Annotated in this window: 27 protein-coding genes and 3 pseudogenes; 15 read left to right on the forward strand and 15 right to left on the reverse strand. The window is 62.9% G+C overall.

All coding sequences use genetic code 11. The features are described from left to right. Positions 1-350 precede the first annotated feature (350 nt). Positions 351-722, reverse strand: coding sequence for a hypothetical protein (locus NF876_RS36590; RefSeq protein WP_210808070.1), 372 nt, complete (start codon positions 720-722; stop codon positions 351-353). 618 nt (positions 723-1,340) lie between these two features. On the opposite strand from NF876_RS36590, the gene NF876_RS36595 reads away from it, so the two are divergent. Then, positions 1,341-1,481 (forward strand): hypothetical protein, encoded by a 141-nt coding sequence (locus NF876_RS36595; RefSeq protein ID WP_210808068.1) that lies wholly within the window; start codon positions 1,341-1,343, stop codon positions 1,479-1,481. 570 nt (positions 1,482-2,051) lie between these two features. Here the strand turns inward: NF876_RS36595 and NF876_RS36600 are convergent. Further along, positions 2,052-2,750 (reverse strand): annotated as a pseudogene (locus NF876_RS36600) (IS6 family transposase). A 184-nt stretch (positions 2,751-2,934) separates the two neighbouring features. On the opposite strand from NF876_RS36600, the gene NF876_RS43705 reads away from it, so the two are divergent. After that, positions 2,935-3,126 carry a nucleoside hydrolase gene (locus NF876_RS43705; protein WP_371823168.1) on the forward strand — a complete coding sequence of 64 codons (192 nt, stop codon included), beginning with the start codon at positions 2,935-2,937 and terminating at the stop codon, positions 3,124-3,126. Between the two features lie 173 nt (positions 3,127-3,299). Here NF876_RS43705 and NF876_RS36605 read toward each other — a convergent pair whose 3' ends face one another. Both NF876_RS36605 and NF876_RS36610 read right to left on the reverse strand, forming a co-directional pair. Beyond that, positions 3,300-3,659: a hypothetical protein gene (locus NF876_RS36605; RefSeq protein WP_210808066.1), complete on the reverse strand. Its 360-nt coding sequence runs from the start codon at positions 3,657-3,659 to the stop codon at positions 3,300-3,302. 186 nt (positions 3,660-3,845) lie between these two features. Next, on the reverse strand, positions 3,846-4,775 hold the full coding sequence (locus NF876_RS36610; protein WP_315975109.1) for an amidoligase family protein: 930 nt from the start codon (positions 4,773-4,775) through the stop codon (positions 3,846-3,848). 804 nt (positions 4,776-5,579) lie between these two features. Here NF876_RS36610 and NF876_RS36620 point away from each other — a divergent pair. Genes NF876_RS36620 through NF876_RS36635 form a run of 4 tightly spaced genes read left to right on the forward strand, consistent with a single transcriptional unit; the run spans position 5,580 to position 9,077 of the window. After that, positions 5,580-6,458, forward strand: a complete 879-nt coding sequence (locus tag NF876_RS36620) for a metal ABC transporter substrate-binding protein (protein ID WP_262272918.1) — start codon at positions 5,580-5,582, stop codon at positions 6,456-6,458. Then, a complete protein-coding gene (locus tag NF876_RS36625; protein WP_210808059.1) occupies positions 6,455-7,375 on the forward strand; it encodes a manganese/iron ABC transporter ATP-binding protein in 921 nt (306 codons plus the stop codon). The genes NF876_RS36620 and NF876_RS36625 overlap by 4 nt, the downstream gene beginning before the upstream one ends. Beyond that, positions 7,372-8,232, forward strand: coding sequence for a metal ABC transporter permease (locus NF876_RS36630; RefSeq protein WP_305797890.1), 861 nt, complete (start codon positions 7,372-7,374; stop codon positions 8,230-8,232). Before NF876_RS36625 ends, NF876_RS36630 begins: the two co-directional genes overlap by 4 nt. Further along, entirely contained in the window at positions 8,229-9,077 is an 849-nt protein-coding gene (locus tag NF876_RS36635) for a metal ABC transporter permease (protein ID WP_210808055.1), read from the forward strand. The genes NF876_RS36630 and NF876_RS36635 overlap by 4 nt, the downstream gene beginning before the upstream one ends. Positions 9,078-9,267: 190 nt before the next feature. Here NF876_RS36635 and NF876_RS36640 read toward each other — a convergent pair whose 3' ends face one another. The 3 genes from NF876_RS36640 to NF876_RS36650 all read right to left on the reverse strand — a co-directional run bounded on the left by NF876_RS36640 (position 9,268) and on the right by NF876_RS36650 (position 10,862). Continuing rightward, the gene (locus NF876_RS36640) at positions 9,268-9,774 is read right to left on the reverse strand and encodes a hypothetical protein (protein ID WP_210808053.1); all 507 of its coding nucleotides are present in this window, start codon (positions 9,772-9,774) and stop codon (positions 9,268-9,270) included. 124 nt (positions 9,775-9,898) lie between these two features. Continuing rightward, the gene (locus NF876_RS36645) at positions 9,899-10,183 is read right to left on the reverse strand and encodes a hypothetical protein (protein WP_247654371.1); all 285 of its coding nucleotides are present in this window, start codon (positions 10,181-10,183) and stop codon (positions 9,899-9,901) included. A 205-nt stretch (positions 10,184-10,388) separates the two neighbouring features. Next, positions 10,389-10,862, reverse strand: a complete 474-nt coding sequence (locus NF876_RS36650; RefSeq protein WP_210808051.1) for a LemA family protein — start codon at positions 10,860-10,862, stop codon at positions 10,389-10,391. Positions 10,863-11,042: 180 nt separating this feature from the next. Here NF876_RS36650 and NF876_RS36655 point away from each other — a divergent pair, with 180 nt between their 5' ends. Continuing rightward, entirely contained in the window at positions 11,043-11,258 is a 216-nt protein-coding gene (locus NF876_RS36655) for a DUF1059 domain-containing protein (protein ID WP_210808049.1), read from the forward strand. 118 nt (positions 11,259-11,376) lie between these two features. Next, positions 11,377-11,658, forward strand: a complete 282-nt coding sequence (locus NF876_RS36660) for a hypothetical protein (RefSeq protein ID WP_210808047.1) — start codon at positions 11,377-11,379, stop codon at positions 11,656-11,658. A 96-nt stretch (positions 11,659-11,754) separates the two neighbouring features. Here NF876_RS36660 and NF876_RS36665 read toward each other — a convergent pair. Together NF876_RS36665 and NF876_RS36670 are read right to left on the reverse strand one after the other, a co-directional pair. Next, positions 11,755-12,550, reverse strand: a pseudogene (locus NF876_RS36665) (sulfite exporter TauE/SafE family protein). Between the two features lie 44 nt (positions 12,551-12,594). Further along, the gene (locus NF876_RS36670) at positions 12,595-13,458 is read right to left on the reverse strand and encodes a GNAT family N-acetyltransferase (protein WP_210808045.1); all 864 of its coding nucleotides are present in this window, start codon (positions 13,456-13,458) and stop codon (positions 12,595-12,597) included. Here NF876_RS36670 and NF876_RS36675 point away from each other — a divergent pair. The 3 genes from NF876_RS36675 (at position 13,457) to NF876_RS36685 (ending at position 14,583) form a co-directional block, all read left to right on the forward strand. Then, complete coding sequence (locus tag NF876_RS36675) at positions 13,457-13,681, forward strand: hypothetical protein (RefSeq protein WP_210808043.1); 225 nt, start codon at positions 13,457-13,459, stop codon at positions 13,679-13,681. The two genes, NF876_RS36670 and NF876_RS36675, sit on opposite strands and share 2 nt — an antisense overlap. 231 nt (positions 13,682-13,912) lie before the next feature. Continuing rightward, a complete protein-coding gene (locus NF876_RS36680) occupies positions 13,913-14,107 on the forward strand; it encodes a hypothetical protein (RefSeq protein WP_210808041.1) in 195 nt (64 codons plus the stop codon). Positions 14,108-14,208: 101 nt separating this feature from the next. Continuing rightward, positions 14,209-14,583 (forward strand): hypothetical protein, encoded by a 375-nt coding sequence (locus tag NF876_RS36685; protein ID WP_210808039.1) that lies wholly within the window; start codon positions 14,209-14,211, stop codon positions 14,581-14,583. A 445-nt stretch (positions 14,584-15,028) separates the two neighbouring features. Here NF876_RS36685 and NF876_RS36690 read toward each other — a convergent pair whose 3' ends face one another. Further along, positions 15,029-15,223: a hypothetical protein gene (locus NF876_RS36690; RefSeq protein WP_210808037.1), complete on the reverse strand. Its 195-nt coding sequence runs from the start codon at positions 15,221-15,223 to the stop codon at positions 15,029-15,031. An 86-nt stretch (positions 15,224-15,309) separates the two neighbouring features. After that, positions 15,310-16,413, reverse strand: coding sequence for a DUF2252 family protein (locus NF876_RS36695; RefSeq protein WP_210808035.1), 1,104 nt, complete (start codon positions 16,411-16,413; stop codon positions 15,310-15,312). A gap of 185 nt (positions 16,414-16,598) precedes the next feature. Here NF876_RS36695 and NF876_RS36700 point away from each other — a divergent pair, with 185 nt between their 5' ends. Further along, the gene (locus tag NF876_RS36700; protein WP_262266077.1) at positions 16,599-17,087 is read left to right on the forward strand and encodes an MgtC/SapB family protein; all 489 of its coding nucleotides are present in this window, start codon (positions 16,599-16,601) and stop codon (positions 17,085-17,087) included. A gap of 25 nt (positions 17,088-17,112) precedes the next feature. Here the strand turns inward: NF876_RS36700 and NF876_RS36705 are convergent, their stop codons facing one another. Next, the gene (locus tag NF876_RS36705; protein WP_210808033.1) at positions 17,113-17,640 is read right to left on the reverse strand and encodes a hypothetical protein; all 528 of its coding nucleotides are present in this window, start codon (positions 17,638-17,640) and stop codon (positions 17,113-17,115) included. A 98-nt stretch (positions 17,641-17,738) separates the two neighbouring features. Beyond that, a complete protein-coding gene (locus tag NF876_RS36710) occupies positions 17,739-18,752 on the reverse strand; it encodes a patatin-like phospholipase family protein (protein ID WP_247654369.1) in 1,014 nt (337 codons plus the stop codon). Between the two features lie 584 nt (positions 18,753-19,336). Here NF876_RS36710 and NF876_RS36715 point away from each other — a divergent pair. Together NF876_RS36715 and NF876_RS36720 are read left to right on the forward strand one after the other, a co-directional pair. After that, positions 19,337-19,582 carry a hypothetical protein gene (locus NF876_RS36715; protein WP_315974888.1) on the forward strand — a complete coding sequence of 82 codons (246 nt, stop codon included), beginning with the start codon at positions 19,337-19,339 and terminating at the stop codon, positions 19,580-19,582. 300 nt (positions 19,583-19,882) lie between these two features. After that, entirely contained in the window at positions 19,883-20,677 is a 795-nt protein-coding gene (locus NF876_RS36720) for a potassium channel family protein (RefSeq protein WP_262266076.1), read from the forward strand. A 76-nt stretch (positions 20,678-20,753) separates the two neighbouring features. Here the strand turns inward: NF876_RS36720 and NF876_RS36725 are convergent. Continuing rightward, positions 20,754-21,416: pseudogene (locus NF876_RS36725) on the reverse strand (DUF6766 family protein). Between the two features lie 36 nt (positions 21,417-21,452). Continuing rightward, on the reverse strand, positions 21,453-21,959 hold the full coding sequence (locus NF876_RS36730; RefSeq protein ID WP_210808029.1) for a YsnF/AvaK domain-containing protein: 507 nt from the start codon (positions 21,957-21,959) through the stop codon (positions 21,453-21,455). Positions 21,960-22,160: 201 nt separating this feature from the next. On the opposite strand from NF876_RS36730, the gene NF876_RS36735 reads away from it, so the two are divergent. Continuing rightward, positions 22,161-22,437: PepSY domain-containing protein (locus NF876_RS36735; RefSeq protein WP_262272919.1), on the forward strand; the 277-nt coding region annotated here is incomplete at its 3' end.

Below are 22,437 nucleotides of genomic sequence, written 5' to 3' on the forward strand. Positions count from 1 at the left end.
CGCCACGCACTCTTGAAGCCTTGGAAGCCGAGCTCAAACCCGCCCTCGACACCATCACTGCAAAAGATGCTCAGGGCTGGTTCAGGCATGCCGGCTATGCCCTACACTGAAACCAAAAGCCCTTTAGTAGTCAGTCGATGGGCAAAGGGTTTGCCACCCACGATTGAAACCACCAGATGGCCGCAGCCTCAATAACCATGACAATGCGAATTCACAGGATCTTGGGGCAGCACAGGATCATGTGAGTGATTGTGCAATCGGACAAAACGGACAAGCAACTCCTGTAGCCGGAAGCGCAGGCGACTGGGTTCCGGCACACACATAGGGCTGAGGCGGAACCCGGGCCTGGATCAGGCGGCAAGAAAGAGCTCCTTCTGTCGCCAAGCGGCGCAGTCTCGTCGTCCATTCGGGCGTGCGGTCGCGATGCGCTCCTGGAAGCGGACCTGGGCTTCCTTGAGCAGACGGCGTTTGCGGGCCAGAGGCTGGGAGGCTGCTGTGGTGTCCTGCACAACAGCAGCCGCTGCCGCGTACAGGTCGGCTGTTGCGGCATCCAGGCCAGGATCTCGCTCGAACAAAACCACAAGGCTCGCCAGGTGCTGTCTGAGGAGCGTCTGCAATTCACGGAGGTAGGGTAGCTCTCCTCCGAACTCAATGGCCTTCACAGTTGGCGAGATCAGGGCCAACTTCTCTTCAATTGTGTCGGTGAATTGGTTCTCCTCCATGAGCAACCGTCTCCAGGTACGAGGAAGCCCGCCCAGCCCTTGAAGCACATGGAAAAGCATGCGCCCTCATGGTTAACCAACGGTTTCAAACGATCTGGGAAAGCGCCAGAACGGAACAGGCCGATATACGCCTTCGGCACACTTTCCTCTCCTGAGGCGACTGGGGTCGATGAACGGCCAAGCCGGTGGCGGCAAAGGGCGCGTCCTTGGTACGAGCGTCGCTCTTCACACCCCGTTTCAGGGACGGCCTCAATCATGGGCGGACCGTCCGCTCCCGTGGGGTAGGAGCGAGGTGGGCTCATAGGCGCTTAGAGGATCTCGGCAAGGACGTCCTTGAGAAAGGACTTGCTCTCTCGTTGCGGTTGGTTCCCCCCTTGGGGATTGCTGATGGCTTGAGGTGCCAAGCCCTCAAAGGCTAACCTCGCAATGCGTTCACCAAAAAGAATAATTGCTCAGCTTCGGATCGCTTGGTTAAAAGTTGGGCGATGAATCAGACCGAGACCCATCTTGCTCATGATCTAGCGGCGCACCTGTGCAATTTAGTGGCTCTCGCCTGTGCCGTTGGGCTTCTGGCTGTAGCGTTCAACACTGTTCGTATGTGAGCCATCAGTGAAGGTCATGAAGCAGCGCCCTAACATGTACGCCGAGGCCCAAGCTCCTGATCCATTCGGCCTTCCGTTCGCGCGCTCGATCGAGTGGGCTGGCCTGATCGGCGGCCTTGCCCTCTTTGGATGGGCCCTGAGGATCGCGACGCAGTAGATAGCCGCCAAACCGTCACAATCCCAAGCAAGTTTGTCGCTTCGGCTTCGCCCGGCATCATCTCGCAATGATCCCGCTCCCGAGGCCGCGGCACCGGTCAGCACTCCGGTTTCCTCAGTCGATGCGAGCGGCCTTTGCAGGAGATCTCGCTGGCCGGTGCCACTTTTTAAGCAGTCTAGCAAATCGCTAGCGTGGGCGGAGGGACTCAAACCAGGAACTAGTCCGTAATGAGCGGCCGGCTCTGACAATTGAGCTACAGGCCCCGCCCTCTGCCTATCGTCAGCGGATGACCTCTGGCTTCCCATCTCGACTTGATCCTGAAAGATTAGGCCCGAGCTCTCGCTATTCCATAGGTGCCGGTGCTTCTTCCCTCTGAGAGGCGGTTGGGCCCGCCTCGACCAGACGCGCGAATTCGGACCCCTTCCGGTCACACTCCGCCGCCATCATCCCTCTGCTTGGTAGGAGAGCTTTCATGGCAACAGAGCGCTTTTCGGACGACGAGATCACCGCTCGAGGCTTCGTCGCAAATCCGGAACAGGGGCGAGAATGGAGCAGGTCTTCATGACACGCTCATGCGGCGAGCCTGTCAAACTGCTCTGAGAGCGATAGCTGCCTATTGCAGGCATACTTCGCCTGCTGCTTGCGCATCATATGCACCATCTCGATGCCGCCAAGGATCACACGGGCAGTGGCCGCGGACTGGAGCCCGAGCATCGGTCGGACCCGGCGCTTGATCGCGCGATGATCCTGCTCAATTCGGTTATTCAAGTAGCGGCTCTGCCGGATTCGGATCGGCTGTTGCCGGCGCCTTGAGCAATCCTGCAGACGGCTCTCTGCATCACACAACAGGATCGCTTCTTTGTTGGTCTGGCTACCATCGATCACGATCCGCTCGGGCCGGCCATGCCGCTTCAGCGCCTTGCGCACGAAACGCTTCGCGGCAGTGAGGTTTCGCCGCTCGCTGAACCAGAATTCCACCGTGTCGCCGTTGCTGTCGATGGCGCGGTACAAATACCGCCACTGGCCACGAACTTTGACGTAGGTCTCATCAATGTGCCACTTCCCCACGACGGCTCTCTTCCGCTGGTTGTAGCGATCCAGAAGCAGCGGGGCATAATGCACCGTCCAGCGATGGATGGTTGCGTGATCGACAGAGATGCCGCGCTCAGCCATCATCTCCTCGAGATTTCGCAGGCTCAGGTTCTAGGCGAGATACCACCGGACGCAGAGCAGGATCACCGATCGATCAAAATGCCTGCCCTTAAACACTGTGTCCTCCGCCATTGAGATACGGGAGAACAATACCTGAAACTCTGAAACAAATTGTTTGCGACGGATCCACAAGGTCGGTCCGATCTTTGCGAAACTCCTCACCTACACCAAGCAGTTTGACTGGCTGAAGTACGGAGCTGACCGCGCCCCGATGCACGATCCAACGACAGTTGTCTGACTATTGCGACCCGAGTTGTTCTCGGGCCTCCCTGTGAATGTCGAGATTGAGACGACCTCTCCTCTGACAACTGGGATGACTGTGATCGATTGGTGGGGTGTCACCAACCGGCAAAAGAACGCTTACGTGGTCCGTGATGTTGATCCGGAAGGCTTTTACGATGTGATTTTCGAAAGCTTCCGCCATCTGCCCTGATGCCCCAGGATCGGGACATTTTAACTTTGCGCCTACAGCGCAACGATCGGTAACAAGCATTATGGAACTTAAAACGATCCAGAGCTGTGCTGCAATGAGGTCCTTTCCGTGACCGATCGCATCGGAGAGATGCTACTGTAGTCCGGCTATCTCGCGGGACCATCTAATGACAGTCAGTCGCGTCTCAGGAATTCCAATCCAGGTGGAAGGTCATGCTCTTGGCGTGCGGGCCTCATCGCCTTAATGGGGAACTTTGGTCTGGATGGTACCTCGTCCATAATCCAGGCCGACTTTCCATCTGGTGTCTCTAGCGGGCATGCCGCTTCGACGTGGAGCATGGCTTCCTGCAGCCATTCAGCCAACTGCTCGGCAGAGAACTGCGACAGGTAGCGTTGGTCTCTTTCATGGAAGGCGATCTCCAGGTTTCCGCCGCCTCTGTCGATCACCTGGATCATGATGTGATCGAGGAGGCGCTCCTCGATGAGGTACCCGTCCATCTGGGCGGCTGCGATCGGACCGGTGACCGTGACCAACCTCTTCATGCCATAACCCCTCTGAAAGGCTCAGGCGAGTGTAGGCAGCACCTGTGACGGAGTGGTACGCAATCCTGCAAACATCCTTAATCGCACAAGAGTTGGTGCCCAACACATCGCTGGTGAAGAAAAGCGACTGCTTTGGGCGCTTGAATGTAAGGGTGTGCTTTGCCAGCTGGATGGGGTTCAAGCCGATGGGCTCAGGGCCACCCTCCCCTTCTCGCCAGGCTCTTCCAAATGTGAGGCGAGACGCTCCACGAGTAGCCAGCGCTCCCAGTCCGGCATGATGCTCCATGCAAAATCGCTCAGGTGCGCCTGCGGCAGCCGATAGTGAAACACTGGCCGGGAACCGATCTTCTCATGGGGCAGAACGGAGCGCACCCGCTGCTCATCGAAGTGGGCGAGAAGCGGCAGAAGATCGAGCCCTCGTTTTCGGGTCGGGTTCGCCACTAGGTAGTCATCCGTCAGGGTCGGCAGGTCAGGCCAGTAGTCCGGATCGAGCACGCGTTGCTTGTAGGCTTGCGGGTAGTCAGGCGGAAGGACGAGCGCACGCCGAAAGCTCCCGCGTACAATCTCCTGTCGGAGGCGATCGCTGACCAGAAGGAAGGCTTTGAGAAACGCCGTCACCGTCGCTGCGTCGAGGCGCGGTGGATCGATGTTGAAGTGGAGCCCTAGCGAATCCCAAAGCACAGCCCCATGACCATGAGCTCCTGCAGTCCGCAAGCTGGACACGGCCAGATCCATCTCCTGGAGCCGGCCGATGGGTATGGGTGCGGTGATGAGCTCCCGCGGGACGAAAGGCGAGGCCACTGTGCCGAGCCATGCGGCCATGCGACGACCGAGCCTCACACCGAGTTCTGGATGTCGATCAGGGTGGACGTGCCGCAGGTCGGTTTCGACCAGCAGGTCGCCCAGACCAACGCCGCTGACCCTGAAGGCATGCGGATCTTCAGCCTGGCAGGTTCCGCCAAGATCAATAGAAAGGGCTTGGGCAGCGGCCCGTGCGCTCGGACCCAAAAACTCGATCTCGACGCCGACCCGCCGCAACGAGCCGTCTGCCGCAATTAGGGTGGGAGGGCCGAGTGCATCAGCGTCTATGGCAGCGTCGTTCATCATTTCCAGATATGGGGACGATGGTGTCCGACCTCAATGAACGATCCTGGAGCTCCCTCACTCTACGAGCCGCTGATGAAGGCGGAAGGAAGCTTCATCTATGCGCATTGTTCCCCACGCAGATACCTCGTGAGGATGATACAAAATTTCTGCTGGATCTTGTAAAGCTTGCAACAGCCGCTCCGAACCAACAAATGACAAGAGCGCCAGCTTCCAGGGGATCTCCCGAGATGTCCGATCCGCTGCTGGTTTCTGCCAGTCCACCCGCACGCGAGTGCACCTATAACCTGTTCCGAAACAGGCAGCGGCCTGACCTTTTCTGCGCTGTACCGGAACACCGCCCCGTTCCCAGCTTTCTTGCTCCGAAAGACTGGACGTTTGAACGGTCGCTCCGTGCAGCAGAACCAGCGCCTGCGGGCTTCGAGGATCGGGCTGCCACGGTCGGCGTGCGGTTCAACGGCTTCTATCTGTTTCACGTCACAGCTTCGCCAAGCAGAATGGCTGCTTAGCCATGCGCGAGCGAGCCGCATGCGCGTGCCACGGGCTATAGGTCTTGACGCATACCGAAGCAGAGTCTGCAGCCGTAACTCCGCCGGGAAACCTTTGGTGAAGGATTACAGCATCCGCAGCAGATTGTTGAACTGCATTGAGCGAGTCATGCGCGAGGCGGACGAGGCGCATTGGAGGCACAGCACCCATCCTTCAATGATATCAGCTTTCGGCCATTAGCGCGGCTAAACCGAGGAAGCTTGTTGCAAATAATTTGCAACTGCATAAACTGCTGGGACGACTGTTGAGGAGACCCTGATGAAGCTTCCTCCCGTGCTGCTGGTCCTTGCAACCTTGTTCGCCGCTGCGTCATCCGCTCAAGGAGCTGAGGGCAAGTTCAAGGTTGTCACGACGTTCACGGTCATTGCCGACATGGCGCAGAACGTGGTTGGCGACGCAGCCATCGTGGAATCAATCACCAAGCCTGGAGCGGAGATCCACAATTACCAGCCGACGCCAGGCGACATCCTGCGGGCACAGGACGCCAAGCTCATCCTGTGGAATGGCCTCAATCTGGAACTCTGGTTCGAGAAGTTCCTCCGCAACCTGAAGGAGGTTCCCAGCGTCGTGGTGTCCGAGGGGGTGAAGCCGATGGGGATCCAGGAGGGCCCCTACACCGGCAAGCCCAACCCCCATGCCTGGATGTCGCCCATCTATGTCGACAACATCCGCGACGCGCTCGTCAAACACGACCCCGGGAATACTGAGACCTACCGGGCCAATGCAGAGGCCTACAAGGCACGGATCCAGGCCACCGTCGCGCCGATCCGGTCGACCCTGACGGCGATCCCCGAGCAGCGGCGCTGGCTCGTGACCAGCGAAGGCGCGTTCAGCTATCTTGCCCGCGACTTCGGCCTGAAGGAGTTCTACCTCTGGCCGATCAACGCCGATCAGCAGGGCACGCCGCGGCAGGTGCGCAAGGTCATTGATGCAGTGCGCGCCAACAGCATCCCAACTGTGTTCTCGGAAAGCACCGTCTCGCCCGATCCGGCGAAGCAGGTCGCCCGCGAAACCGGCGCCAAGTACGGGGGTGTCCTCTACGTTGACTCCCTGAGCGACGTCGCGGGCCCGGTGCCGACCTATCTCGATCTTCTGCGGGTCACCTCCGAGACCATCGCCAAGGGGCTCACCGAATGAATGTAACCGCCCAACGAGCCGGCCCCCGTTCAGGCGCCGTGGGCGCGGGTCTGGCTGTGAGCGGCGCAACAGTCACCTACCGCAACGGGCATACCGCGCTTCGCGACGTGAGCTTTGCGATCCCGCGCGGCACAATCACCGCCCTAGTGGGGGTCAACGGCAGCGGCAAGTCGACCCTGTTCAAAGCCGTCATGGGCTTTGTCCCCGTCTCGCCTGGATCGATCTCGATCCTCGGCAGTTCCGTCGCGCAAGCCCTCAAGGGCAATGTCGTCGCCTATGTGCCCCAGAGTGAGGATGTCGACTGGAACTTCCCCGTCCTGGTCGAGGACGTCGTGATGATGGGCCGCTATGGTCACATGAACCTGCTGCGCCTGCCCCGGCGCCAGGACCAGGAGGCGGTGGACGTGGCGCTGGACCGGGTTAGCATGAGCCCCTTCCGGAAGCGTCAGATCGGCGAACTCTCAGGGGGGCAGAAGAAGCGGGTCTTCCTGGCACGCGCCTTGGCGCAGGACGCCCACGTCATTCTCCTCGACGAACCCTTCACCGGCGTCGACGTGACCACAGAGGAGGCGATCATCGCGCTGCTCCGCGGGTTGCGGGATGAGGGCCGGGTGATCCTGGTCTCGACCCACAATCTCGGCAGTGTTCCAGAGTTCTGTGATCGAGCGGTTCTGCTGAATCGGACCGTGCTCGCTGCCGGGCTGACGGAGGAGGTGTTCACCCAATCGAACCTGGAAAGGGCCTTCGGCGGCGTGCTCCGGCACTTCGTCTTCGATGCCGCCCGTCACGCGGGCGCCGCTTCGGTCGACGTCATCTCCGACGACGAGCGGCCGCTGATCATCTACGCGGACAAGGCCCCGGATGGGGCAAACGATACGACAGCCGATGCGCCTGCCGCAGGGAGCGAGCACACTTGATGGCCCAACTGCTTGAGCCGTTCTCCTACGAGTACATGGTCAACGCTATGTGGGTGAGCGCCCTCGTCGGGTCCGTCTGCGCCTTCCTCTCCGCCTATCTGATGCTTAAGGGCTGGTCGCTGATCGGCGATGCGCTCTCGCACTCCATCGTTCCGGGCGTCGCCGGCGCCTATATGCTCGGCCTGCCCTTCTCCGCTGGGGCGTTCCTCTCCGGTGCACTGGCAGCCGGCGCCATGCTGTTCCTGAACCAGCGCACGAAGCTCAAGGAAGACGCCATCATCGGGCTGATCTTCACTTCGTTCTTCGGCCTCGGGCTGTTCATGGTGTCGCTCTCGCCCACCTCCGTGAACATCCAGACGATTGTTCTCGGCAACATCCTGGCGGTGACGCCCGAGGACACGCTGCAACTCGTCATTATCGCAGGCGTGTCTCTCGCCATTCTGCTGGTGAAATGGAAGGACCTCCTCGTTACCTTCTTCGACGAGAATCACGCCCGCTCGGTCGGCATCAATCCCTCCGCTATGAAAGTCCTGTTCTTCACCCTTCTGAGCGCTTGCACGATTGCGGCGCTGCAGACGGTTGGGGCCTTCCTGGTGATCGCCATGGTGGTGACGCCGGGTGCCACCGCCTATCTTCTGACCGACCGCTTTCCGCGGCTGATCCTGATCAGCGTGGCAGTCGGCGGACTTTCGAGCGGCATCGGCGCCTATCTCAGCTACTTTCTCGATGGCGCCACCGGCGGCGTCATCATCGTCCTGCAGACGCTGGTCTTCCTGACCGCCTTCGTCCTCGCGCCCAAGCATGGGCTGCTCGCCGCTCGCCGGCGCATGCGGGCGGCATCGGAGGCGAGCCCATGATTGGCCTGCTCGACACGCTCGCTCGGCCCTTCACCTTTCCGTTCCTGCGCGAAGCTCTCGTGATCGCCCTGCTCGTTGCGGTGCCGGCGGCACTGTTGTCGTGCTTCCTGGTGCTCAAGGGCTGGTCGCTGATGGGCGATGCCATTTCGCATGCGGTGCTGCCCGGCGTTGTTCTTTCCTATATCGCGGGCCTGCCCCTGGCGGTGGGCGCCTTCGCGTCGGGCATGATCTGTGCACTCGCCACTGGTTATCTCAAGGAGAACAGTCGCATCAAGGAGGATACGGTCATGGGCATCGTGTTCTCCGGCATGTTCGGCCTCGGCATCGTGCTCTACACCAAGGTCGAGACGGAGGTGCATCTCGACCACATTCTCTTCGGCGACATGCTTGGCGTGGCTTGGCCGGATCTGTTGCGGAGCGGGATCATCGCCGCGGTCGTTCTGGTCATCATTGCCCTGAAGTGGCGGGATCTGCTGCTCCATGCCTTTGATCCGCAGCAGGCCCAGGCCATGGGGCTGCCGGTGCGGCTTCTCCACTACGGCTTCCTGTCCCTGCTCTCCCTGACGATTGTGGGTGCACTGACTGCGACCGGCATCATTCTGACCATTGCCCTGCTGATCACGCCGGGCGCGGTGGCGTTTCTCCTGACAAAGCGGTTCGGGACGATGCTGGTCGTGTCGGTGCTGGTTGCCGTGGTCGCATCCTTCACTGGTGTCTATCTCAGCTTCTTCCTCGACAGCGCCCCCGCCCCGACCATTGTTCTGCTCATGGCCGGCACCTTCGTTGCAGCCTTCGTTCGCCAGCATGGCTTCAGCCTTCGTCGGAGCGTCCGCGCTGCGGAGTGACGGCACCCATCGGCACCGCTTCAACGCGTTAGCGGAATGGAAAGCCGCAACCAGCATTGCTGCTTGATCCTGTCCGACAATCAAATCGGCCTACATGCGCTTGGCGGCAGTTAACGTGTCGCATTAACCCAGCTATGAGAGCGAGCCGCGTAGATGGGCCGCCATGCCAAGCTCGTCAGCTACAGGCGCCCTAGAAAACTCCGGCAAGCCAACCCTGAACCGTGGTGAGTAGCGGATGCTCGTCCCGCGAAGCGGGTGATACGGCCCGCTTCTGCACGCCCTCCAGGCGTGTCCTCACCTCCTCCGGCGCAAGCGCGTCGGCCTGGCGCCCGATGGCCAGCGCGCCCTCAAGGGTCGCCAGACGGTCCCGGAACGGCTGGCGCCATCTCAGGCGCGTTGAGATGTAGATTTCCCGCGCGCGCTCCACCTCCGGCGTGCCGGCGCAGGCCAGGCGGGTCACATATGGCAACAGGAGCTGACGCTCCTCGTCATTAGCCTCGTCGTTCAGCTGCATCGCCAGCGCGCAGATCGGGCGCGAGAAGCAGTTCGGCATGTCCTGCACGGAGCGGACGGGCCGGTACGGAAAACCGGCCGCGACGACGGCCGCTTCGTTGATGCAGGTGCCGCCATCCTTGCCTGGGAACGTGTGCGAGCCCTGTTTGAGCTTCCAATTCAGGATGTGGTCGAAAGTGTCCATGGCAGCCATCCTTGTGGCGTGCCCCCACCTTCGAATGGTGATCTCCCCGCCTCGCCTCTGTCAATCCGACACTGCTCTTCGGAGGCCGCATTCGGGCCCTGTTCGCGGCTAGGCGAAGCCTTGCCTACTGCTCGGTGAAGAAGGTCAGCAGGACCTTGCCCTTCTCGCTAATCAGGCAGACGAAGCGGTTGGGCTTGTCGGTCTTCTCGCGCTGGAGATAGGCGTCGCCCATGATCACCATCTTTACCGGGGTGTCCTCCACCTTGGTGTTTGCCTTGGAGATCGCCAGCCCATCGATGTCGAAGGTCAGGTCCTTGATCGCCGGGGACCGCTCCTTCAGGGCCACCAGGCCGGCCAACCGGCAGGCCTCGACCTCCTCCGGCACCTGGGCTTGAGCCGATCCAGTCATGATCGCGACTGCGAGCAACGCTGACAGGCTGAATTACCGCATCATCCACTCTCCTCTGGGTCCGTTGTTCCTTGCAGGCGCACCGGGCTACGGTCGGGCTGGAGCCGGCGGCTGCTCAATTTCAGCCTGCGCAAAGGTGGTCAGGGCCTTGGCCTTCGAGTTGAGTAGTGCGGCAACCCAGGCGCCTGAGAACCCGCGCAATTCCTCATTGTGGGCACGGACCGCGCTGGTGAGATCGCTGCGGGCCACCACCAGCCGGGCCTCCTGACGCTGGAACTCCCGCAGCCGGTTCTGCAAGGCCGTGTCGCCCGTGAGTTTCGGGATAGCGCTTGACGGTCGCGTACAGCCGCTCAAGGGCATCGGAGAGCCGTTGCTGGGCCTGCTCGTTGTGGCGGAAGCGCTCTGGCTCGGCCAGGAACCCGTCCGCATTGCGGATGGCCACCACCTCGTCGTGGGCCGCCATGACCTCAGCCAGCACCTCGCGCTCAGCCGGTGCCTTGCGGCGCACCGCCTCAACCAGCGGCGGTACCTGATCGGCGCGTTGGCGGTACTGGTTCTGGACCTCGCTCCAGGCCTGCTGTGCCCGTTCCCTCAGGGCGGGGACATCGCCATGATCGCAGGCTGCCAGGGCGAGGAGCAATCCCACGGCAACACACCATCGTCCCAGGTGTTGAAGCACCGCCTCCTCCGGCCATGAAAGACTGCCCGCTCCCGGCAAGCAGCCCAGTGCTGCTCCTAGCCCCGTAACCCGGCTCAATCTTCCTGGTTCCCAAGACACGGCGACACGGAAGCACGATGGACCCGGTCTTAGAATCAGGGGCGCCTGACGGGCGGGGTTGCTGCGATCATGGAAGCTGCCATGGAACGCGAGTTCATCGACTGCCGTGCCTTTGCGAGCGAGATGAACTGCTCGATCACCATCATCGCCGATACCAAAGCCGAACTGCTCGACGCAGCCGTGCAGCATGCGGTGGCGGTGCATGGGCACCAGGACACGCCTGAGTTGCGTGAGCAGCTCCGGGGTGCGATCCAGGACGGCATGCCCGCCGAGGCGGCGCCACCCCGCGCCGCCTGACAGGCTTCAAGCCACCAGCTCCAACACTACCTCTTTTGGAGCAGGTTGCGGCTCATCGCGGCTCCTCCCACGTAGCAGCGAGAACACGGCAAGAGCCGGTTGGCATCGGAGGAAGCCTATGCCCACCACGTCTGGACAGTTCTCTCGTTCGGCCATGGGGAACGCTCCCCGCGTGTACCCGTCCGACATCCAGCCCTTGTTGCAATCGATCCTCGCTACCCTGGCCGACATCGACCTCGTGCATGAGACCGAGGTGGCGATCGTCAGGAACAGCACCGCCGACGAGTGGCTCAAGCAGAGCGTGATCCGCAGGCTGGAGGAACGCCACCGCAAGCGGCGGGCGCCGTATGTCCGGCAGCTCGAGGCCGTGGAGGAGCGCATCCGGGCGCTCGCCGCCTGAGCAACCGCAGCGGCTGACAGTGACCCTCGCGTGAGGGTATGGGTCATGCACCGGTGAGAAAGCGGACCGCAATGGTCCGATCGTCCCCTTATGACGTCAGCCGTGCCGCCAGACCTTCACGGCTGAACCCTGCAGGATGACTGCCAGGGCTGGAAGCAGGACGGCATCGGGAACGACGCCGAGCAGGAGGCCGCCGATGAGCGCGCCGGTAACCGAACCTGCGGCCATGGTGAGCAGGAAGGCATGGTTGCGGCCGAGAACCGCAAAGCTCCGGTCACGGCTGTAGCGGGTGAACCCAACGAGCATGGTCGGTAGGCTCACGGCGAGAGACAGGCTCCCGGCCAGCTTGACGTCGGTCCCGAACAGCAGCACCAGGGTCGGGATCAGGAGTTCGCCTCCGGCCACGCCGAGCAGGGAGGCGACGATGCCGATCACGAACCCGGCAACGATGCCGGAGACGAGTTGCGCCGCCCCGATCAGCAGGGGCTGTCCAGCGCTCGCGTTATGGCCGAACACCAACACCCCCGCGATGGCGACCAGAAGCACCGCGATTGCCTTGTAAAAGGTCTCGGATTTCAGGCGGGTCGCCCACCCGGCGCCTACCCAAGCCCCCAGGAGGCTGCCGGCCAGGAGGTTGAGGATGACAGGCCAGTGGGCTGCGATGAGTCCGAAGGGCACGGTTCCGGCCCGGAACGGCAGCGCCGAGGACCACCACAAGGCTCGACGCCTTGTTCAGGATCGCGGCCTCGAGGGCAGCGAAGCGGAACAGGCCGATGAGCCGCGGCAGCCGGAACTCGGCGCCACCGAGACCGATCAGCCCGCCGAGGATGCCGATGACGGCCCCGCCACCAAATGCGGCGGGGAGGTTCCGATGCTGCAAAGGCTTCTCCATAACCCTTGTCATGACGCCTTAGTAGAAACCCTTGTCATGACGCCTTAGTAGAGGACAGAGGGGAAGTAGCAGCTCCTTGGCTCCTGATAGTGGCCCATCGTCATGAGCGTCATCGGCTTGATGGCCCTCATCCCTTGGTGCAGGCACCAGCGGAACAGGTTGGTCTGCCGCGTCGGCAGGAGCAGGGAGAGCGGCTCCGGGCTCAAGGCTCCCGCGCCGGCCAGGAGCGCCCGCATGTCCAACTCGGTCTCGGCGACGCCATGGTTCATCAGCCAGAACGTCGCCGCCGAGAGATAGCCCGTGATGCGGCCCTCCCGCTCGACCACGAACGGGGCAAACAGCTGCAGTGCCTCCTGGAGTTCGTGGGTGCGCTCGACGCCATGGACGGCGGTGCAGAGCGCTCCGCAGGCGTCCGCGTCTGCGGCGATCATCGGCCGGACGGCATAGCTCAGATCAGGTCCGCTACGGGGCGTGCCCTGCATTAACAGGAGCGGCTCTCGAACATCAAACCCGAGCGCGGCGTAGAGTGACATCGAACGGGTGTTGAAGGCATCCTGGACGAGGCGCACGCCCAGAGCGTCGCCTGCCCGGGCCAGGGCGGCCTCCATCAGCCGCCGCCCGACACCGCTGCCCTGCACGAATGGATCGACGGTGATCGGCCCGATGCCGCGGATCGGATCGCCTTCGGCCATGAAGTTGCTGCCGACCACCCGCCCGTCCAGCTCCGCCACCACGCCATAGATCGATGGAGCCTCAATGAAGGTCGTCGCAAGCTGCGCTCCCGCCTCTACCGACGGGAAATCCCATGGGAAGCCGTGCTGGTCCGCGATGCCGCTGAAGGCCTCGAAGATGATGCGCCCGCACGCCTCGGCATCGGCGGGTGTGGCGGGGCGGATCACTGGGGTCATGGCCGCCTCTCGTACTTTCAGTGCCTCCATTGCATCGGTGTCGGCAACGGGGGTGCATCGCCAGCCAGATTCCCGCAGCAGCCCGCCTCAGGCAAATGAGATTCCGAGCCAGATTACGATGAAGGCAAGGGAGCTGGTGATGGCCGCCCACTCCGAGGCCGTCAGCCTACCTGAAGGGGATGCCGAGGAATTGCTCATGACCATGGTAACCCCCATCACTTGATGGCCTTCGTTGCCGCCGAGAACATGCGAGGCGCTCAATCGCACCTTTCTTACGGTACGGTAGAACGCTGGGCTTGGATGTGCTGGGTGACACATTCGTTGCCAAGCTCGGCCTCGCTGTAGCGATCGCTCCCAGTGAGGAGATCAGCTGCAGCAGCCCTGGACGAACGCGCCAGGGCAACCGGGGTGCTGACCGCCGCGTTCTACTCCAGACTTGCTAGGGAGGAAGATTATGGCCATCGAAAAGCCCGTCACCGTTCATCCCGACAAGCCGAAGCTCAATCCAGGGGACCAAGCCGAGCTTGGCACGCCCGGAGCAGGCGAGAACATCTGCCGGGAGTGCCAGGGCAGCGGAAAGCTTGGAGAGAAGGACTGCCCGATCTGCGGCGGCACCGGTGTGGTCATTGAGGAAATCGGCGGCGGATAGGATCTCCAGTCACACGTCCACCCTCAGGTCGAACGCAGTCCTGTCGCACGCTTGCCGTTCATGGCGCGACCCTCGTTGAGCAGCCGATGAAAGAACTGCCCATGGCGAAAAGCAAAACCAAGGTCCCCAAGAGGATTGCCGGCGTGAAGGTGCCGAAGGGCCTGCGCAAGTCCGGGTGGCTCGATCCTCTGCTGGCCGACCCGCAGACGCGGGAGATCCTGGCCGATGTACTGATCGCCGCAGCCGGAGCGGCCGCCGCAGCCCTGGTGAAGGAGCGTCCAAGCATGCGGCAGGTCGGCGACGCCGGCGGAGCGGCTCTCGGAGCGGGTGCGGAGGCGGGCTCGGCCGCACGAGAGCTGGTGCGGGAAGCCGCCAGTGCGACCGCCGGTGTGATCACCAATGCCGCCAAGGCGATCCTGCCAGCCTCGCTGACCAGCTCCGAAGTGCCTGTGAGAGGCCGGAAACGCCGGACCTGACGTCCAGGCCCTCCAAGACGAGGCCCGATGGCGACTGACAACACCGGCTCGCCGCCGCCGGATCAAAGACCTGATGGTGAGCGACCGATTGTAATCGGTTTAGGCTCATCCCACCTGTGGACCACTCAGCCCTCACAACCAGAGCCTGCCGATGCCCGACGGATGCGGATCGCACCTGACACCCCGCAACCACGCTGCCGCTCTGGAACAAGCGGCATCGGAAGAGGCTTGCCTGGCCGAAGAACTCACTTTCCTGGCGACCTTTCTGGAAGACCACGGATGCCCGTGCGTGGCGGCGGCCGTCCGGCATTCCGCACGGCATCGTTGCGTGCAAAGCCTGATCCAGAAGGCTCAGGCAGTTGGAGCGAAGGTCATCTGAGTCGAGCAGGCTCGTGCGACCCAGGTCCGGTGTTCCGCTCGAAGGAGCATGGAGCGGCCCGCACGGTTAGCTCTCGGCCTGCTCCCCTTCCTCCTCCGCGAGCAGATCGTCGAGATCGTCGGCAAGCTGAAGGATCTGCCCGGATCCGGTGTGGTAAACAGCGACATCGCCCGTTTCATCCTCGATCTGAAGCTGGTACTCGCCGTCATGGCGGGTGACGGTGATGTTCGTCAGTGTCTTGGTGAGCGGAAATTGGGCCATCGAGTCCTCCGTGAGGAAAGCTGAACGCCTGACCCTCACGCGAGATCCACCTTGACCGGACAGCATCGGAAGCCGCGCGCCGCACATCACGAGCCGCGCAGAAACGTTTCGTAGTCCTGCTGGACACGCGCCGCGGCCAGACATGATGCTGTCCGCAGCCAATCGTCGGGCAGCCGCTCAAGACAGGAGCGGATCGGCGCGGCTCCACCCGCGGAGCCCAGGTGAACGTTGGCCAATTCCCGTCCCATCGCATGCAGAAGATGCTTCTGGTCAGGGGCATGCTCGACCTCATCGATCTCGACCTTACGCGCCTCAGGCGAAAGCCGCCGGACCACCCAGCGCTCGCCGATGTGCAGGGCCGGATCCGGTGCCCGACAGGCCTGCTCCACCGCTCGGCGGGACGGGCCGATTGGAGCGTCGACCTCGGATACGGCGACATGCACGGCCGATGGGATCGCGGCTTTGGCCTCGCGGGCCACAAGGCCGCCGCACCACTCCGCCACGGCCATGAAGCGGGGGCGGCCCAGGCTCCCGAGACCGGCCAGTCGGCGGAAGAACCGGACCGAGGTGGCTCCCGCCGGGAGATGCGACCGCAGAAGCTCACGTGCCTCCTCCGGGACGGCATGCTCATTGACTTCCTGCTGCTTCAAGAGTTTGCGCCAGTATCTCTGGGCGCTGTTCCCGGTGGCGGCGGCGAGGTCGCGCAGCCAAGCGTGCCGGTCCTCCAGGATGAACGGGTCGGGGCCAAACTTCAGATGCGCCCAGTAACCTTCCAGGATCGTGTCCGCCGCCTCAAAAGCTGTGAGCTGGAATGCCTCCCGCCGGACTTCGAGCACGGCGCTCGTGGCGAGCCGCACGAGGTCGCTGGTGACCGGCAGTTCAGCCGCCTCGTCGAAGTCGTTGATACCCCAGACCAACCGCCCCTCGCGGTCTCGCCAGGTGCCGAAGTTTTCCAGATGGATGTCGCCGACGATCAGCAAGGGCGGTGCGGATCGGACTGCGTCAGGCACCGCCGCGAAGTGATGGGACCAGCGGTAAAAGGTCCCCCGCAGAAAGGCGAAGGGACTCTCGCGCATCTTCACCTGCTTGAGCTTAAGACCCGGCCCGTCGAGGGTGCAGTAGTGGGCCATCGAGGCGAGATAGGCTCGTGTCGCGGCCTCAAAGGAGGGGTCTGCCCCCTGCTGGATCATTGACATCTCCTCCATCGCGCTCTCGGCCAAAACTGTATCTGGGGTCCTAACGTCCACGCACCGCGGAGATCTTCACCGCATGGTTCCGAAACTTAGGCAGGAACATCCCTGACAACAGCCAAGTTTGTGTTCTGACAATCAGCAATGCAAGTTCTGACAATCAGCAATGCAAAGGGAAACAAGGCGTGGAGCAGGTCCTGGGAACCTCGGTTATTCCGTTCAACGAGATGCTGTGGCGCTTTGGCCTGGCGTCTGCCTTCGGGCTGTTGCTCGGCCTCGACCGCGAGGTGCGCGGCATCTCGGCTGGCGTGCGGACCCACATGCTGGTGGCGCTCAGTTCGGCCATGACGATGCTAATTGCCCTGGAGCTCTACGAGGAGGTGTCGGCCCGGGGACAGGGCGACCCGGACCCTACCCGGGCCATTCAGGGGCTGGCTCAGGCCATCGGGTTCCTGTGTGCCGGAGTGATCTTCGTGGCCAGAGGCAGTGTTTACGGCCTCACCACCGCGGCGAGCCTTTGGATGACGAGCTCCATCGGCATGGCCGCCGGGGCCGGCATGTATCAGATCGCCACCGCCGGGATCATCTTCGCTGTCCTGATCGTCTCGGTCATGTGGCTTGTGACGCGGCATCTCCCGACAAACACCAGCACCTCCCAGCAGGAGGACCGCTGAGCCCTGTCGACCGGGCAGCGATTGGTCAGGCTGAGGGAGGTACAGCCGGAGCGGCTCCAGAGGTGCCGAGGGCAGCTGCGATCTCGGCCAGAGTTGCCTTCTCGGCATCGCTGACCGCCACCCCGCCGAAGCCTAGGAAGCCACCCTCATTGCCGGCCTCGGCCGCCTTGCGGGCGACCTCGTTGAGCCAGGCCTTGAACCCCGCCGCGTCTTCAGGGGCCTTGGTCTCCACGAGCGTCGACACGGCGCGCAACTCCTCGATGGCCCTGCTCTTCAGTTCACCGAGTTGCGCGCCTTTGAACTGGGCCTGCATCCGGTCGCGGGCGGCGGTTCGTGTCTCCGGGGTGGTAATGTCGTCGGCCACCGCCTTGACGAGCGCGTTCTGCTGGCTGCCCTGTTTAGCCTCCAGCAGGGCCCAACCACCCGACATAGCCTCCTTCAACAAGCCCCAGAGGCCGCTCGGGTCGGCGGCGGTGATCGCCATGCCGGCCACCATCGGGCTGGCCACGACGCGGGCCCATTCCTCGGGTGTGAAGCTTGCCTTGCCTGCCATCTCTTTCCTCCGTTTGTGGGAGCTCAATGGCCGGGCCCGGACTTTGTTCCTGACTTGCAATCCGCCAGGGGAGGGAGGATCCAGCGCCCCGTTTGCCCCTATTCCTGACTGAGCCATCGCTCCGCTGCTCGGCGGCCGGCATCCCGGAGCGCTAGCAGGAAATTCCAGTCCAGGTTGAGCGCACTGGCCTCGCAGAGGGTCGGATACTCCGCCTCCGCCGCAATGTGATGGAGCCGCAGCTTTTGCAGCTTGCGGGCCAGGCGAGAGCCCTGCTCGTGAGGGCCGGCAAGTTGCTTCATGGCAGCCAGCGCGTCCATGTCCCGCGCCAGCGAGCTGGCGAACGTGATCTGTTCGATGCGCTTTCGGATCTCCGACGCAGAGGTTGGCATCTCCGCCCCGATCGAGGGCATGATCTGCACCACGAGTGCATCGGAGGCGCGGGAAGCAGACACCAACGGGAGCAAGGGTGGATTGGCCGAGTATCCGCCGTCCCAGTACGCCTCACCATCAATGGACACCGCATGGTGCAGGACTGGCAGGCAGGTCGAGGCGAGGATGACGTCGAGGGTGACAGCCTTTTCGCGGAAGATCCGCAGTCGCCCATCCCGCACCCGCGTCGTTGCGATCAGCAGCTTAAGCTTTGATTGCTCCCGCAGGGTTTCAAAGTTGATCTCCTCTGCCAACAGTGTCTTCAGCGGATGCAGATTGAACGGGTTGAACTGATATGGCGAGAGATGGCGGACAGCGACCTCAACAGCGAGCCCAGAGTGGGCTCTGGGTGCCGCCTCACTGGCACGTCTCCAGAAGCGTTCGAGACCTGCTCTCGCGGCGCTTGGCCCGCCCTGCGCTAGTCCGGAGGCGAGCAGAGTGGCGTTCACGGCACCGGCGCTGGCGCCACTCACCGAATCGAAGGTAACGGTCCCGTCCTCGAGCAGGCGGTCGAGCACGCCCCAGGTGAAGGCTCCAAACGATCCGCCGCCTTGCAGGGCCAGAGAGATCCGCCTCTTCTTCGCGGCAGCCCTGCGCGGGGAGGGCCGACGGACTGGAGCATGGATCTCAACCTCATGGTGCAGGGGGAAGACAGCGAGATAGTCGTCTGGGGCAAACTTCATAGAGCCTCGTTGTGCAGCGCACCATAACAGTGCCGGGCATCAACGAAGGTGATCGCTGATGGTTGCTAAAACCAGGAGCGGATCAGGGTTGTCCTCACCGAAGGTCTTGTCTGACATGCGTGCCGAGTGGTCTGCAGGCATTTTCCTGTGTTCCTGCACGGGCCTGTTGCATTTCTGGTTTTGCGGTACTGCGACCGGAAACGCTCAGTCCGCCGGAACAGAACCAAGCTGGCTCAGGTTTAGGACCTGCTTCTCACATCGAGCAATGAGGTCTTTCATGTTCCTGTCGCTCCTGCCTCAGGCAGCTGAACACATGCAGCACACGATCCCGCATGCGGACCTGGTACGGATCACCCGTGCCAGGCACACCGGGCTGATCGAGGCAGGGCGCCAGTACAGCGACGCCATCGCGGCGGGGGTGGAGAGGCCGATGTCTCAGGGGTGGAGCGCCACATTAGCCGAAGCACCCGCTGAGGCCCCAGAAGCACCCCACTTGTGACAGCATGGCAAGCGGTAACGGCAAGGCTGTCCTGCGACGGGCATTCAGGCAGCTGGAACATGAAGTGCCCGGCAAGGTGGCGCGTGTGCTTCGAAGGCTTCGGCATCCGGACGCCCGCTGGATCCGCATTCCGGCCGGGGTGCTCCTCGTGCTGGGCGGCATCTTCTCGATCCTGCCCTTCCTGGGCATCTGGATGCTGCCGCTCGGGCTCCTGCTGATCGCCTATGACGTAGCGTTCCTGCGGGAGCCGGTCGGCCGGTTTACGCTCTGGGGGATCAAGAAATGGCGGTCCCTTCGGCAGCGGTTCTTTCCGAGGCAGTCGGAGGACTAGATGGCAGGAACGAGGTTGGCCGTAAGCGTAAGGTGGACCCTGTCTTGAGCGTGTCAAAGGGAACGCGGAACGCGCGGGAACATCCAGGCTGCTTCCAGACGGCGTGGCGTCTGGCACTCGCTGTTCCCTGCAAGTCCGGCGCCTCTATGCTGCCCGTCAAGGGGACGGCTGTAGGGAGAGTTTGTAGATGACCATGCCGAAACGAGCGCTTGCCGCTACGGGATTCAGCGTTCCTGGTGTCAGTGTGAGGCCAGGCCCTGTCGGGCGCCCGCCAGTTCGCGCAGCCGGGCAGTAGAACCGGTGCGCCCGCGATCAAGTACCCTGGGCCGGTTTCGGCTCCGGCTGCGGCGGCTGTTCTACGGCCATCGCCCGGCCGCGGTCGCCTTCCAGGCAGGCCTGCTGGCCATCGATATCATGGCCGTCAGCTACTTCGTCGCCACCAGCTTCGTTGCCGATGCAACTTGGCTTCGCGTGATCGACCTGCTGCTTGGGGTGCTGCTCGCGTTGGAGTTCCTGGGCCGCATGCTCGCCCACCGCCACCCCATGGCCTACCTCGACAACGGTGCGGCGCTGGTCGACCTCGTGGTCATTGCCTCCCTGTTCGTGTCGGCGCTCGGTGGCAATCTCGGCTTCCTGCGTGTCCTGCGCACCGTCCGGCTGATCCGGTCCTATAACGTGCTCGGCCAGCTCAAGCGGCGCTTCCCGCTGGTGCGGCGCAACCTGGAGGTGATCCACGCCGCCCTGGACTTGTGCGTCTTCGTGTTCCTGATTGCCTCGGTGGTCTACGTCAGCCAGCGTGGCGTCAATCCGAAGATCGAGGACTTCATCGACGCGCTCTACTTCACGGTGGCGGCGCTCTCCACCACCGGCTTCGGCGATGTCACGCTGATGGGCAGCACCAGCGGCGAGTTGCTGTCAATTGCCATGATGCTCGTGGGCATCAGCCTGTTCCTGCGCTTGGCGCAAGCCGTGTTCCGCCCCGGCGGCAAGGTGCTCTACCCGGGCCCGCAGTGTGGATTACAGCGTCACGAGCTGGACGCGGTCCACTGCAAGGCCTGCGGCCACGTGCTGAACATTCCAAACGACAACGATTGAGGGACTGTAGGGGCGGACTTGCACCCTCTGCGCACGTTCGGCCGACCCGATTCGCCGTGAGTGATGCTGCCTCTGATCAATGCCCGGTCGCCCCGTGCGGGGCGGCCACGGGTTTTGACTCGGGCGAGCCCCGCTCGCGCAGGTAGATGCCGAGAACCAGCAGCACGCCGATCGACAGGAACTCGCTCTGCCAGTTCTGGAAGCTCTCATACCAGAACTCCGGCTCGGCGAGAGTGTCGATCATGGTCTGCACCGGCTGATGATGCTGAAGGGCCTCCTCGTTCATCCGGCGTGTGCTCCCCGCCAGGTGGAGCCAGAAGGACAGAATGAACAGCCCCACCAGGGCGATGCTCAGCGAGTGCGAGTAGAGCTTCAGCAGCAGGCCGCCGCGGTGCACAGGCCAAGGAGCATCCGGGTCGCGGCGTCTGGCGGACGGCGGTTAATCCTCGGGATTGCTCTCGTCGGGCTTCTTGGACTCCGAGGCGCCCTTCTGGAACAGGAACACCGTCAGCAGCACGTACATCGCCATCTGGAGGAATTCGCTTTCCCAGTTCTCGAACGTCGCCGAGATGAAGTGGCCACTTCTGAGATAGCTGCCGAAACCGATCGCGGGCAGCTCGTGCAGGCGCAGTTCCTCGGCATGGGCTCTCCAGCCGGTCAGTGCCTGGCCAATAAGGGAGATCAGAAACAGGGCAAATAACGTGACCGACAACCCATTGTCCCGCAGGAACCGACGCATACGCCTACCCTCACGCTTGCGAACTGCTACGGTTGATTAACGCGGGATGGGGGTGTCAGTTTCCGGTTCTGTCCCTCCTTCATTGATGGTCGTGCCATCCGAAGGCTCACGCTCGACGATGGCGCGCTGCTTGCGTAGGGTGACCGGCACCTCGACGGCTTCGGTTTCGATGCGGCGCCGGATGTGCAGTTCCTCCTTGAGCACGAGCTGCTTCGTGACGACGAGGACTTCCTCGAGCACCGGCACGATTGTGACATCGCCGGCGGTCCGGATCTCGGGCGCGGTCTCGACCACCCTGTCGATGGGCACACGAGTGACTTCGACGTCCTCCCGCTGCACGGACGCGTGAGCCAACTCCTCGACTGTGCCGGTGACCGTCCGCACCCGCACATGCCCGATTACGACCTGCCGCTTGTCGATCGTTGCAGTCTCCTCGACGAGCGGGATGATCTCCTCCGCCACGGTTCGGGAACCACTCCTCAGGACATCATCAAGGACAGGCACCTGCTCATCCAGGGGCACGTTCGGGTTTGGGTCGGCCATCGATCCTCTCACGCTCAGCGACAACCAACGGGCGGTGGGAAGGGGAGTTCCCGGCTCTGAAGAGGGATCAGCGGCATCGTTCGGGAACAGCCGTGCCGCCTCCTCCGCAGGAATAGCCTCCTGCCCACAAGCCTGGCAGTCGGAACCGTCACGCTAGTCGCACATTGAGCCCCTACATGTTTGACACAGAGGAGAAGCACCTTGAGACGCCTCGGCTTTGCAACTCTGGCCGTCCTATCGGCCCTGACCACGGCGGCGATGGCCCAGACCTCGGCGACCCAGCCGACGAACAACACTGGCTCGTCCAATCCTGCGGTCACCCACAAGCCGGCCGACAGCCCGCAGACCACCGGTGCGGTCGAGCCCGGTGCGAACAGCTTCACGGAAGCACAGGCGCGCTCCCGCCTTGAGGCAAAGGGCTTCAGCAACGTCACCGAGCTGCGCAAGGACGATCAGGGCATCTGGCGCGGCAAGGCCC

It is taken from the genome of Microvirga yunnanensis (assembly GCF_025460875.1).